General features: G+C 57.8%; 11 protein-coding genes. 3 read left to right on the forward strand and 8 right to left on the reverse strand.

Going from position 1 to position 11,696, the window contains the following annotated elements; genetic code table 11:
- Positions 1 to 9: 9 nt before the first annotated feature.
- The 4 genes from AB1A64_RS11605 to cobS all read right to left on the reverse strand — a co-directional run bounded on the left by AB1A64_RS11605 (position 10) and on the right by cobS (position 5,667).
- Positions 10 to 1,791 carry an aminopeptidase P family protein gene (locus tag AB1A64_RS11605; protein ID WP_366551546.1) on the reverse strand — a complete coding sequence of 594 codons (1,782 nt, stop codon included), beginning with the start codon at positions 1,789 to 1,791 and terminating at the stop codon, positions 10 to 12.
- Positions 1,792 to 1,864: 73 nt separating this feature from the next.
- Positions 1,865 to 3,742 carry a cobaltochelatase subunit CobT gene (gene cobT / locus AB1A64_RS11610; protein ID WP_366551547.1) on the reverse strand — a complete coding sequence of 626 codons (1,878 nt, stop codon included), beginning with the start codon at positions 3,740 to 3,742 and terminating at the stop codon, positions 1,865 to 1,867.
- 214 nt (positions 3,743 to 3,956) lie between these two features.
- Positions 3,957 to 4,676: a sulfotransferase family 2 domain-containing protein gene (locus tag AB1A64_RS11615; RefSeq protein WP_366551548.1), complete on the reverse strand. Its 720-nt coding sequence runs from the start codon at positions 4,674 to 4,676 to the stop codon at positions 3,957 to 3,959.
- Between the two features lie 4 nt (positions 4,677 to 4,680).
- Positions 4,681 to 5,667: a cobaltochelatase subunit CobS gene (cobS, locus tag AB1A64_RS11620; RefSeq protein ID WP_170360236.1), complete on the reverse strand. Its 987-nt coding sequence runs from the start codon at positions 5,665 to 5,667 to the stop codon at positions 4,681 to 4,683.
- 391 nt (positions 5,668 to 6,058) lie between these two features.
- Here cobS and AB1A64_RS11625 point away from each other — a divergent pair, with 391 nt between their 5' ends.
- Positions 6,059 to 6,946: a Hint domain-containing protein gene (locus AB1A64_RS11625; protein WP_366551549.1), complete on the forward strand. Its 888-nt coding sequence runs from the start codon at positions 6,059 to 6,061 to the stop codon at positions 6,944 to 6,946.
- Positions 6,947 to 6,952: 6 nt separating this feature from the next.
- On the opposite strand, the gene AB1A64_RS11630 is transcribed toward AB1A64_RS11625, so the two are convergent.
- Positions 6,953 to 7,576, reverse strand: coding sequence for a J domain-containing protein (locus AB1A64_RS11630; protein WP_366551550.1), 624 nt, complete (start codon positions 7,574 to 7,576; stop codon positions 6,953 to 6,955).
- A gap of 108 nt (positions 7,577 to 7,684) precedes the next feature.
- Here AB1A64_RS11630 and AB1A64_RS11635 point away from each other — a divergent pair, with 108 nt between their 5' ends.
- Both AB1A64_RS11635 and AB1A64_RS11640 read left to right on the forward strand, forming a co-directional pair.
- A complete protein-coding gene (locus tag AB1A64_RS11635) occupies positions 7,685 to 7,939 on the forward strand; it encodes a BolA family protein (protein ID WP_366551551.1) in 255 nt (84 codons plus the stop codon).
- A 32-nt stretch (positions 7,940 to 7,971) separates the two neighbouring features.
- Positions 7,972 to 8,196: a GDCCVxC domain-containing (seleno)protein gene (locus tag AB1A64_RS11640; protein WP_366551552.1), complete on the forward strand. Its 225-nt coding sequence runs from the start codon at positions 7,972 to 7,974 to the stop codon at positions 8,194 to 8,196.
- 17 nt (positions 8,197 to 8,213) lie between these two features.
- On the opposite strand, the gene AB1A64_RS11645 is transcribed toward AB1A64_RS11640, so the two are convergent.
- From AB1A64_RS11645 to AB1A64_RS11655, 3 genes are all read right to left on the reverse strand, one after another.
- Positions 8,214 to 8,624: a DUF4177 domain-containing protein gene (locus AB1A64_RS11645; RefSeq protein ID WP_366551553.1), complete on the reverse strand. Its 411-nt coding sequence runs from the start codon at positions 8,622 to 8,624 to the stop codon at positions 8,214 to 8,216.
- 140 nt (positions 8,625 to 8,764) lie between these two features.
- Positions 8,765 to 10,276, reverse strand: a complete 1,512-nt coding sequence (gene gatB, locus AB1A64_RS11650) for an Asp-tRNA(Asn)/Glu-tRNA(Gln) amidotransferase subunit GatB (protein ID WP_366551554.1) — start codon at positions 10,274 to 10,276, stop codon at positions 8,765 to 8,767.
- Positions 10,277 to 10,346: 70 nt separating this feature from the next.
- A complete protein-coding gene (locus AB1A64_RS11655) occupies positions 10,347 to 11,606 on the reverse strand; it encodes a hypothetical protein (RefSeq protein ID WP_366551555.1) in 1,260 nt (419 codons plus the stop codon).
- Between the last annotated feature and the right edge of the window lie 90 nt (positions 11,607 to 11,696).

Raw genomic sequence — 11,696 nt, forward strand, 5'->3', positions numbered from 1 at the left:
AGGACAGTGTCAGATCGGCGCAGTTGCGGCATCCAACCACAGTTGCGCGTCGTCGCCCAGCCTTGAGCGCAGTTTTTTCGCAACGTCGTAGTGATAGGTGTTCAGCCAGTCTCGCTCTGCCGACGTCAACATGTCGGTCACAATCAGCCTTCTGTCAATTGGGACGTACGTCAGGGTCCGCCAGTTCAGCATCGCGCGTTCCGCGTCACCACCGGGCAGGGCTGGGGCTTCTTGAACAACTACGAGGTTTTCGATGCGGATACCAAAGGCGCCCTCGCGGTAGTAGCCCGGTTCGTTGGACAGGATCATGCCCGGTTGCAAAGGGACATGGCTAGCTTTCGACAAACGCTGGGGGCCTTCATGGACGCTCAGGTAGGCACCAACGCCATGGCCGACACCATGGTTAAAATCCTGACCTGCAGCCCACAGCGGGGCCCGCGCGATACATTCGATGTCACGCCCGGCCAGCCCGACAGGCCAGCGCAGCATTGAAAGGTTAATCATGCCCTTCAACACACGGGTAAAGCACGCTTTTTCTTCATTCCCGATTTTGCCGATGGCGATGGTGCGGGTGATGTCGGTGGTGCCGTCCAGATATTGACCGCCACTGTCCAGAACAAGAATATGACCGTCTTCAAGGCGAGTGTCGGTTTCCTCGGTCACGCGATAATGCATGATCGCGCCGTTCGGGCCCGTCCCGGCGATTGTGTCGAACGAGATATCCTGCAGCGCATTGTCCTTGCGCCGGTTCTCTTCAAGGCGGGTCACCACCTGCGTCTCGGTCAGTGTCCCCGGGGCTTGCGCATCCAACCAGCAAAGGGTTTCTATAACCGCCGCTGCATCGCGCAGATGCGCTTCGGCGCTGCCCGTGATCTCGGCCGCATTCTTGCAGGCCTTGGGCAAGGCGCAGGGATCGCCGCCATCCACCATCCGATCCTGCAACACATCTGCCACAGCCTGAGGCAGCGTTCCCAGATCGACCTGTATCTTTCCCTCAAGCGCTGTAGCAGCGTCCAGAAATATCGCCGGCGTGTGGACGGAAACTTGATCCGTCAATGGCTCGGACAGTTTTTCCTGATCCATGAACAGATCCACCCGGCCATTGGCACGCAGAATAGCAAAGCCATGCGCCACCGGGTTGTACCCGATATCCGAGCCGCGAATGTTCAGAAGCCACATAATCGAATCCGGCAACGTGATCACTGCTGCTGTGCAGTTTGCCTCGCGCAGGGCTTCGGCCAGACGGGTGATTTTGCTGTCCGCGGTTTCACCCGCAAACTCAATTGGATGGATCTTGACCGGGTTCATCGGGGCGGTTGGCTGGTCGGGCCACACGCGGTCCACCAGATTGTCACAGCGCACCAGTTCGATACCGCTGTTGGTCAGTTCTTTCTGTGCGCTTGTAATCTGACCTGCTGCATGCAGCCACGGATCAAAACCTACCTTGCCGCCATCGGGAAGGTGTTCCTTCAACCAGGTACTCAGGCTGACCTCGGGCCATGGAACCGGAGTGAATTCGGCGGCGACCTGCGCCTTGACTTGGGTTCGATACCGGCCATCGACAAACACGCCCGCTATATCCGGCAGCACGGCGCAAAACCCTGCTGATCCTGTGAACCCTGTCAGCCACGCCAACCTCTCATCCCGAGGTGCCACGTATTCGCCCTGATGCGCGTCTGCGCGCGGGATCAGAAAACCGTCCAACCCTTCGTTCGAAATCTCACTTCGCAGAGCAGCCAACCGGGGCGGCCCCTGTTCCGGGCGCGCCGTCACCTCAAAGGACTGAAACATCACATACCTCTCCCAAGTGGGGGGTCACCCCTTATTCTTTTGGAAAATTCTTTGGCCCGGGGCAAGGCCAGCCTCAGCTGGCCCTTTTCATCCCCATCACCCGCGCACGCGCGCGCGGGTCACTGTCGAACAAGGCGGCCAGTTGCTCGGTCATTGCACCTGCCAGTTGCTCTACATCGGTGATCGTCACCGCGCGGTCGTAATAGCGGGTGACGTCGTGACCGATGCCAATCGCCAGCAGTTCAACCATTTTACGCTTTTCAACCATGGCGATCACGTCACGCAGGTGTTTTTCCAGATAATTCGCGGGGTTGACGCTGAGCGTTGAATCGTCGACCGGCGCACCATCCGAAATCACCATCAGAATTTTACGTGCTTCGCGCCGCGCCAGCATCCGGCGATGCGCCCATTCCAGCGCCTCGCCGTCGATATTCTCTTTCAGCAGGCCTTCTTTCATCATCAGGCCCAGATTGGGCCGTGCGCGCCGCCATGGGGCATCCGCGCCCTTGTAGATGATGTGGCGCAGGTCGTTCAGACGCCCCGGCTGTTGCGGTCGGCCATCGTTCAGCCATGCCTCGCGCGCTAGGCCACCTTTCCACGCGCGGGTGGTAAAGCCCAGAATCTCAACCTTCACGTTGCAGCGTTCCAGCGTGCGCGCCAGAACATCCGCGCAGATCGCCGCAATGGAAATCGGACGCCCGCGCATTGATCCCGAGTTGTCCAACAACAGCGTTACCACTGTGTCGCGGAACTCGGTGTCTTTCTCGACCTTGAAGCTGAGCGGCGTGGTCGGGTTTGCCACAACTCGCGCCAGACGGCCCGCATCCAGAATGCCTTCTTCGCGGTCGAACTCCCAGCTGCGGTTCTGTTGCGCCTGCAGGCGACGCTGCAACTTGTTGGCCAATCGGCTAACAGCGCCCTTCAGGGGCTCCAACTGCTGATCCAGGTAAGCACGCAGCCGTTCCAGCTCGGCCGGTTCGGCCAGATCTTCTGCAGCGATCTCTTCGTCGTAGGTGTTCAGATAGACCTTGTATTCCGGATCAGCTTCGGACGCAGGCGGGGGCGCAGGGGGTTCCAGCGGAGCCTCACCTTCGGGCATCTCTGCCTCATCGCCCATCTCATCCTCGGCCATCTCATCCATCGAGACCTGCGCCTGAGACTGGTCCTGCTGTTCTTCCTGCGTTTGTTCAGGCGTGGCGTCGGCGTCCTGCTCTTCTTGGTCATCCTGGCCGGTGCTGTCGGGATCGGGCTGTTCCTCGGCGTCGTCTTCGGCCTGATCTTCCTGTTCGTCGTCCAGCTCATCAGGGTCATCGCCCAGCTGATCGCCGTAACCCAGATCCTTGATCATCTGGCGGGCAAACTTGGCGAATTCCGCCTGATCCGAGAGCAGCTCATCTAGGTTTTCCAGCGTGCCACCGGCCTGTTCCTCGATAAACCCACGCCATAGATTCATGATGTTAGAGGCCGCCGGGGGCAGGTCCCGCCCCGTGGCCAGGTGCCGGATCAGATAGCCCGCAGCAACCGCCAAAGGCGCGTCCGCTGGCTGTTTGCACTGGTCGTACCCGCGCCGCAGGGCCTCATGCCCAATCTTGACGTCGATATTGCTGGCGGTGCCGGGCATATCCCGCGCGCCCATCGCCTCGCACCGCGCGACCTCCATCGCCTCGTACAAGTCCCGCGCCATATCACCCGGAGGCGCATAGCGCGCATGGGTGGCGTCGTCATGGTATTTCCGCTGCAGCGCCAGAGCATCAGCTGTACCGCGCGCCAGCAAAACCTCTTCGCGCGTCATCCGGCGGCTGACTTGCGGCAGACGCATCGACTCGCCCGATATACCGGAAGGGTCGACTGTGTAGGTCACGTTCAATTCGGGGTCGTCGGCCATAACTTTGGTGGCCTCGGCCAAAGCCTTCTTGAACGGATCAGCGGGGTTGTCGTTGGGTTTGCTCATCGGTGGCAGTCCGGTCTTGTTCTGTCCCGGCAACCTAGTGCCAATTCAGGGCCTTGACCATAGGGCCAACCCCGTTTTCGCATGAAACCAGAAGAGGGTTAACAGTAGAATCCTTGTAGAAATTCGAAGCGCGGCGAGTCAGACCTTGGTTAGTGCTGGTCGAAACTGGCGCATCAATGGCTTGTGTAAATGCATCGTAAAGAGAGTAGTGGTATTACCTGAACCATCCTGAAAGGCCCTCTAGCACTCCCTTAAGCCCATTTTGCCGAAACAACTTCTGATCTTTGCCGTGGGGCGAGCGCATAACGATTTTGGTCAAGTCACGCATCTGTCCGGCGTTGAGCTTCATGGGATCGCTTACAGCACTGGAGTTCACTTTCTTGCTGGGCATGTCGGTCAGGTCAAAGCCGTTTTCCCGGCCAAATGTCTCAAGCCCGTGCCGTAAATCGGCAAAATCCAACAGGGTCATGCGCGCTCCTGATGCATGCCGGGCGCTCTTGTTGACGGTTAACCTACCTGAAACATTTTTCATATCCAGCAAATCCGAGATCGATTTGTTGGCTGACACAAGCGTCTCAAATTCCTCAAGGTTTATTGGTTCGTTGCGGGGATCAAGGCCGAAACCACCCCCTTCTTGCGCGCGCATCCAGCGGTGGGGCGAATAGTACAGCGAGATCATCCGCTCGACCGGAGGGCGGGCAAAGGCATAAGCGGTATACTCGGCAAAGGCCGGGCCAATCAGTTGGCTGTATTCCGCAAGCGTCTGATGCTTGGACTTGGTTGCGTCACCGCTTAGTTCGAACCGGTCTGTACCGTCTTGGTGGCCGCTGGTGACGATGGCATCGTCTGAGAACCGAAGGAAACAACGCGTAAAAAAGTTTCCTCCGGTTTTCGGTACGTGGATGAACACGCATTTTTGCGCGGCAAATTGCACCTACTTATCCCAGGCTTGTGCTGGCCGCGCTTTCCGGCAGTTCTTCGTCAAAGCAACGCTGATAGAACTCGGCAACGGTCTGGCGTTCCAGTTCGTCACATTTGTTCAGGAAGGACAAGCGGAAGGCATAGCCCACATCGCGGAATATTTCGGCGTTCTGGGCCCAGTTGATCACGGTCCGCGGGCTCATCACGGTGGACAGGTCGCCATTCATAAAGGCGGTCCGGGTCAGATCAGCAACGGTCACCATCTGGCTGACGGTTTTGCGGCCTTTCTCGGTGTTGTAGTGCGGCGCTTTCGACAGGACGATCATCGTTTCGGCGTCGTGGCTCAGGTAGTTCAGGGTCGAGACCAGCGACCAGCGGTCCATCTGCGCCTGGTTGATCTGCTGTGTGCCGTGATAGAGGCCAGTGGTGTCACCCAGACCGACGGTGTTTGCAGTGGCGAACAGGCGGAAATTCGGGTTCGGCGTGATGATTTCGTTTTGGTCCAGCAAGGTCAGCTTGCCGTCATGTTCCAGCACGCGCTGGATCACGAACATCACGTCGGCGCGGCCGGCGTCGTACTCGTCGAACACGATGGCCACGGGGTTGCGCAGCGCCCAGGGCAGGATGCCTTCGTGGAATTCGGTGACCTGTTTGCCATCGCGTAGTTTGATCGCGTCTTTACCGATCAGGTCGATCCGGCTGATGTGGCTGTCCAGGTTCACACGCACGGCGGGCCAATTCAGACGAGCGGCAACTTGCTCGATATGGGTCGATTTACCGGTGCCGTGATAGCCTTGAATCATAACCCGGCGGTTATGTGAAAACCCTGCCAGAATCGCCAGCGTGGTTTCGGGATCAAACTTATAGGTCGGGTCGATGGCTGGAACCCGATCACTGCGCTCTGCAAAGCCTTTGACCGCCATATCGGTATCAATGCCGAATACGTCCCGAACCGAGATTTCTTCGGTGGGTTTTGCGTTGATATCAATCGATCCGTCAGCCATTCGCCTTGTCCTTATCCTTTGGCCCGTCTTGCCGGGTTTGAACCCGTGTGTGGTGCAACATATTGCCGGGAAGGGCAAGGGAAAGAGGCGCCGCGCGGAGGCTGAGAGGATGTTTCTTCGAAACTGGCCTTATTGGGATGAAAGCGCACAGAAAGCTAAAGCGATCGAGGAGGGTGCTTGTAAGGAACAATATTCTCAATCAAATACAAATATCGAAATATTTAATTTGGGTTAAAATAGAATCTTGTAGACTGAGCTTAAGGGAATAGTCCGATTGTCTTAATTTGTGAGGCGTAATTGAACGAGACTAGCAGTCGCGAAAGAGTGCCCATCCACCCGTCGCATGATGGCGCCCCCGTTTTGACCATTGCTGGCGCAAAGGGCGAATTCGATGGCTTTTGATGTCCTACTGCACACCGTAAACACAACTGGCCCGGGCGACTTGGTCGTTCAAAACACGACTCAGCCAGCGATTGTTGATGGTCAAACGATCTCATTCGACGGGGGCCTTACGTTTCAGCCTTATACCTACCTTGGGCAAGGCACCAGGGTGAGCAACGGCGACTCCGGCGAATTTATTCAGGTCGGCACACAGATTTTCGCTTGGGACACAAACGACCCAACCGGACCAATGAGCACCGGCAATTGGAAGATCACTCAGAGTGATCTCGATCCGTCGAACCCGCCTTGTTTTGTTGCCGGTACCTTAATCGAAACAACCGCAGGCCCGCGACCGGTCGAGGATTTGGCGGTGGGCGACAGGGTTTGCGTATCTGATGGTCAAACCCTTCCTATTGTTTGGATCGGGAAACGAACAATCAGCGTTCAGACTTTGCGTTTCCAGCCAAGGTTTCGCCCAGTGAGAATTCAGCGCAACGCATTAGGCAAAGGTCTGCCCGACCGCGATCTGTACGTATCCCCGCAACACCGGATTGTGATTGAAGGCTGGCGGGCCGAGTTGCTATTTGGGGAACCGATGGTCTTCTCGGCCGCGATTCATCTGGTCAACGATGATACGATCCGTCAGATAGGAACGGATGAGCCCGTCACCTACTTTCACATTGCCTGCGAGCAGCATGCCATCCTGTCCTCGCATGGCCTGCAAAGTGAAAGCTTGTATGTCGGCGGTCGGACTTTGGATTCTTTCGGCCGCGAAGACGTTGAAGAACTGCGCACGCTTTTTCCAGAGCTTCGTGACAGCACGCAGGTTCTGAAAACCAAACTGCGTTGCTTGAAACGCCCCGAAGCGCAGGCGCTGCGGGGTACGTTTTCAGCGTAGTAGAGCTTACTTAAAATTCCGGCTGTCCTTGATCTGATCCCAGGCCCAGACGACCTCTTGTAGCTGTTCCTCTTGGGATCGGTCGCCGCCGTTCATGTCCGGGTGCAGCACCTTGATCAGCTTTTTATAGGCCTTGCGCACCTCAGCCTTGGACCAGCTGTCCTGCGCTTCAAGAATCTCGATTGCGCGACGTTCGGTGGGGGGCAGGCGGCGGCCTCCGGAATTGGCGCGGCCGGGGTTCTTAGTAGCGTTCTCGCCCAGAACCTGATGCGGGTCCTCGATGCCCAGACGGGCCCAGGCACGCGCTTCGGGGTCGCCCATCGGCTTGGTTTCACGCTCCCACACTTTGTCTTTTGAGCGCTGAGCGTTCAACTCGGCCTCGGTGGTGCCGTCGAAGAAGTTCCACTTGTTGTTATATTCGCGGACGTGCTGCTGGCAGAACCAGTAAAAGTCGTCCAGCACATCCGGCGCCTTGGGCGCACGGAACTTACCGGCCTCCTGACACCCCTCGTGATCGCAGATTCGCGTCGAGGTCTCAGATGCGCCTGACATCCCCCGGCGCCCGCGCGGGTTCTTTTTCTTAGCGCTGGAAACGGACATATCGAATCCGAAGGGGTCTGATTTCACCATGCTCTGATCCTTACGAACACATCTTTTCGACTCGGAGGCAGCAGTTTAGTCTAAGCAGCCGAAAGTAGAAGAGGGGGAGCGGTAAATTTTTTGCCGCTGAGCGAAAAAATGAGCGTGAGTGACGAAATCCATCAGCGCCTTGAGGCCGCGTTCAATCCGCGTGAGCTGGAGGTCATCGATGACAGCGAAAGCCATCGCGGCCATGCCGGGTATCAGGACGGAGGCGAAAGCCATTTCAATGTCCGCATCCGCGCCAGCGCGTTCGAGGGCCAGTCCCGCGTTGCCAGCCACCGCGCCGTGCACAGGGCGCTGGGCGATATCGTGCCGCGCATCCATGCTCTGGCGCTGGATATTGGGGTGTAGCTGGCCCAAAATGCTTTGAGGAGAGGGATCAAATGTCCAGTACGGAGACGGCTATTACGCTCGAGTCCACCTTGACTTGCCCATCCTGTGGGCACGTCGAAACGGAAACCATGCCCACGGACGCGTGTCAGTGGTTCTATGAATGCAAATCCTGCCGCAAAATGTTGAAGCCTCTGGAGGGCGATTGCTGCGTCTACTGCTCATACGCAACGGTGCCTTGCCCTCCGATACAACAGGGAAAAACGTGCTGCGCTTGACTTGAGGCTCGCCGCGATCAGGGCTTTTCCTGAGGTTCGGATTTCGCCTCGGACCCTTTCAGCGACAGGGGCGGGTCTTTCACTTCTTCGGCAATCGGAGCTGGGGCAACAACTGTTTCGGGCCCAGGTACGGGTTGCGCCAGCGGGACGCTGTCCGGCGTTTCGGTTGGGTTACGAGTCGAGACAAAAGGCGCCTCGATCTCGCGCCGAAAGACTAACACATTGCGCCAGTTCACAGCTGAACCAGTCAGGCCAGCGCGTTCCTCGCTGGGCAGCAATTCGGCCCGCTGATATTCCCAGCCGTCTTGCCCCATCTCGTTCAGCAGCTGTTCCACGGATGCTGCAAACCGTCCTTCGGCGGTTTTGACGCCCTTGGCCTTGGTGCCTTTTTGCGGGGCTGGGACAACTTTGTATTCGTAGCGCTGCATCGGTTCTTCCTGGTTGCCGGGTTCCGGCAATCTAACATGTTGGCGATTTTGGGAAAGTCATCATCGCATGGACGTGGCGGAAAGAAAAACGGCAGGGTTTTGTGCAAACCCCGCCGCGACTATTCGATATCCCTATGGCTTTATGAGCCCAGTTTCTTGCCAACCAACTCGTTCACTGCCTTGGGGTTGGCTTTGCCGCCGGTGGCTTTCATCACCTGACCGACGAACCAGCCCGCCAGTTTCGGGTTCACCTTGGCCTTTTCAACCTGCGCCGGGTTGGCGGCGATGATCTCATCCAGTGCAGATTCAATCGCGCCAGTGTCGGTCACCTGTTTCATGCCGCGCTCTTCCACGATCTGCGCAGGATCGCCGCCTTCGGTATAGACGATTTCGAACAGGTCCTTGGCAATCTTGCCCGAGATCGCATCCGATGCGATCAGGTCAATGATTCCACCCAGCTGAGCCGGAGACACGGGCGACTCGGTGATGTCGTGGTCTTCTTTCTTGAGGCGACCGAACAATTCGTTGATGACCCAGTTTGCGGCCAGCTTACCGTTGCGGCCCTTGGCGACTTCTTCGAAATAGGCGGCCGATTCCACCTCGGCGGTCAGCACGGACGCGTCATAATCGGTCAGGCCGAATTCGCTTATGAAGCGTGCTTTCTTGTCGTCGGGCAGTTCCGGCAGTTTGGCGGCGATGTCGTCCACCCATGCCTGTTCGATCTCAAGCGGCAGCAGGTCGGGGTCGGGGAAGTAGCGATAGTCGTGCGCCTCTTCCTTGGACCGCATCGAGCGGGTTTCACCCTTGTCCGGGTCGTACAAGCGGGTTTCCTGATCGACCTTGCCGCCAGCTTCGACAATGGCAATCTGGCGGCGGGCTTCGACCTCGATCGCTTGCTGGATAAAGCGCATCGAGTTCATGTTCTTGATTTCGCAGCGGGTGCCCAGATGCGAGAAATCCTGCGTTTCCTGGTATTTCTCATACGCGCCCGGCAAACAGATCGAGACGTTCACGTCTGCCCGCAGGTTGCCGTTTTGCATGTTGCCATCGCAGGTACCCAGATACCGCAGGATCTGGCGCAGTTTGACGATATAGGCTGCGGCTTCTTCGGGTCCGCGAATATCGGGGCGCGACACGATCTCCATCAGGCAGACACCGGTCCGGTTCAGATCGACAAAGGACATATGCGGGTCCATGTCGTGGATCGATTTGCCCGCATCCTGCTCCATATGGATGCGTTCGATCCGCACGTTGCGCGCGGTGCCGTCACCCATTTCAACCAGCACTTCACCTTCGCCTACGATGGGATGGTAGAGCTGGGAAATCTGATAGCCTTGCGGCAGGTCAGGGTAGAAATAGTTCTTGCGGTCAAAAGCCGATTTCAGGTTGATGTCCGCCTTCAGACCCAGCCCGGTGCGTACTGCCTGTTCCACGCAGTATTCGTTGATCACCGGCAGCATCCCCGGCATCGCCGCGTCCACAAAGGCCACATTCGCGTTCGGTTCGGCCCCGAATTGGGTCGATGCGCCCGAGAACAGTTTGGCATTGGACGAGACCTGCGCATGCACCTCCATCCCGATCACCAGTTCCCAATCGTGCTTGGCCCCGGCAATGGTTTTGGGTTTGGGCATTTCATATGTCAGGTCGAGCATGGCGCGCCTCATTTCCGCAGAAGTCTAAACCTGCGTATTAGGCCCGGCAGGGGCTAGGGGCAAGGGGGAATCAGTGTTGAGACAGGCGCAGACCAGACGGTGTAAAGGTCACGTCCGTGCCGCTGCGCAGTTCCTCGCGGAACAGATCACGGATGGCGCGCAACGCATCGCGCTTGCCGCGGGCTGCAAACCGTTCGGCAGAGGTGATGCGAACCGAGTTGTTGAACCCATTCGCGGCATGCGCCCAGATCAGCGGGTGCAGTTCAGTCATGTAGTCGCGGATCAGTCTGTTTGCAGCTTCGTGAATTTGCGAGCGCACAAAGTCGGCCTTTTCGTTCAGGCCCTGTCCGTTCTGTATCGTGATGGCGCAATAGGCCGCCAGCATGTTGACGGTCTGCTGATCGGGGCGGCGACGCAGAATGTCATCCAACCCTTCCAGGAAGTATTCGACATCCAGCCGGGCGCAGGCCTCTTCGTCCAATGCGATGGCGTCAAATTGGACCCAGGTATAGCCGCCAGCGCCCCAGATATCACCAGTCCGCGCGGCGTTCCGTAGTGCCTGAACTTCAAGCTTTTCATAGCTGCCAAACCAGCGCGGCAGCAGATGTGTGCCCATCGCCCGCATAGCGCGCTGATTGTGCGGGTCTAATGAGATCAGACGTTCGTATTCTTCGGCCACACGCAGGTTGGTTTTCCGCTGACCTGCCAACAAGGCACAGCTTGCGGCTGCGACAATGGGGCTGTCTGGTAATGCAGCGCGGCATGTAGGCAAAAGGTCTGCGGCCCGGTCGAAATGGGCCGCGCAACGCGACCGGTGAAGGGGCGGCAACGTGGCATCGGTTGCAGTTCCGCGCCATGCCCAGGCCAAGTCAATATGTGCTAAGGCGACCACCAGGGTAATCATCGGATCACCCGGATGCTCACGCATTTCGTCTTCAAGCTCAGAAATGCCGCCCAGCAAGTCATATTCGCATAGCGCGCTGCCATCCGACAGGGCATGTTCCACTGCCAATACAACGTCGGAACGCGCGCCAAAGGCCAACAGATCCGCAATCGGTGTTGCGTCCGGTGCGATCACGCGGTCCTTGTCGGCGGCATGCATCATTTTGGACAGCTTGGTCCAGCGGTCTTGTCTGGCCAGCGTGCGCCCTTCTTCAATGGTGTTACGGGCTGTCAAGTCTTCGGCCCGGATATCGGCCACTGGAATGTTCAGCTGCCCTTTATCCGGCAGCGATGCCGTCACCGCGCAGTCGGTTGCCCGCACGTTTTGCGTGGAATGACCCTTGGATAAAGAAGAAAGGGCCTCACGTGCCCTGAAAAACCGAAACATGGTAAAACTCGAAACCGTAACAAACTGGTAAGTTAGCTTGAAACTTTGACCGAAAATCGCCGCAAATTCAAGCTTTTTGGGGGGTGTTGC

Origin of the sequence: Ruegeria sp. ANG10, from assembly GCF_040705255.1 — a bacterium.
GTDB lineage: Bacteria > Pseudomonadota > Alphaproteobacteria > Rhodobacterales > Rhodobacteraceae > Ruegeria.

What these genes read in the sequence shown, in the direction of transcription:
- AB1A64_RS11655 (WP_366551555.1), bottom strand. Translation starts at nt 11,606, where the DNA reads ATGTTTCGGTTTTTCAGGGCACGTGAGGCCCTTTCTTCTTTATCCAAG.
- AB1A64_RS11605 (WP_366551546.1), bottom strand. Translation starts at nt 1,791, where the DNA reads ATGTTTCAGTCCTTTGAGGTGACGGCGCGCCCGGAACAGGGGCCGCCC.
- AB1A64_RS11630 (WP_366551550.1), bottom strand. Translation starts at nt 7,576, where the DNA reads ATGGTGAAATCAGACCCCTTCGGATTCGATATGTCCGTTTCCAGCGCT.
- cobS (WP_170360236.1), bottom strand. Translation starts at nt 5,667, where the DNA reads ATGGCTGACGGATCGATTGATATCAACGCAAAACCCACCGAAGAAATC.
- AB1A64_RS11640 (WP_366551552.1), top strand. Translation starts at nt 7,972, where the DNA reads ATGTCCAGTACGGAGACGGCTATTACGCTCGAGTCCACCTTGACTTGC.
- gatB (WP_366551554.1), bottom strand. Translation starts at nt 10,276, where the DNA reads ATGCTCGACCTGACATATGAAATGCCCAAACCCAAAACCATTGCCGGG.
- AB1A64_RS11625 (WP_366551549.1), top strand. Translation starts at nt 6,059, where the DNA reads ATGGCTTTTGATGTCCTACTGCACACCGTAAACACAACTGGCCCGGGC.
- AB1A64_RS11645 (WP_366551553.1), bottom strand. Translation starts at nt 8,624, where the DNA reads ATGCAGCGCTACGAATACAAAGTTGTCCCAGCCCCGCAAAAAGGCACC.
- AB1A64_RS11635 (WP_366551551.1), top strand. Translation starts at nt 7,685, where the DNA reads ATGAGCGTGAGTGACGAAATCCATCAGCGCCTTGAGGCCGCGTTCAAT.
- cobT (WP_366551547.1), bottom strand. Translation starts at nt 3,742, where the DNA reads ATGAGCAAACCCAACGACAACCCCGCTGATCCGTTCAAGAAGGCTTTG.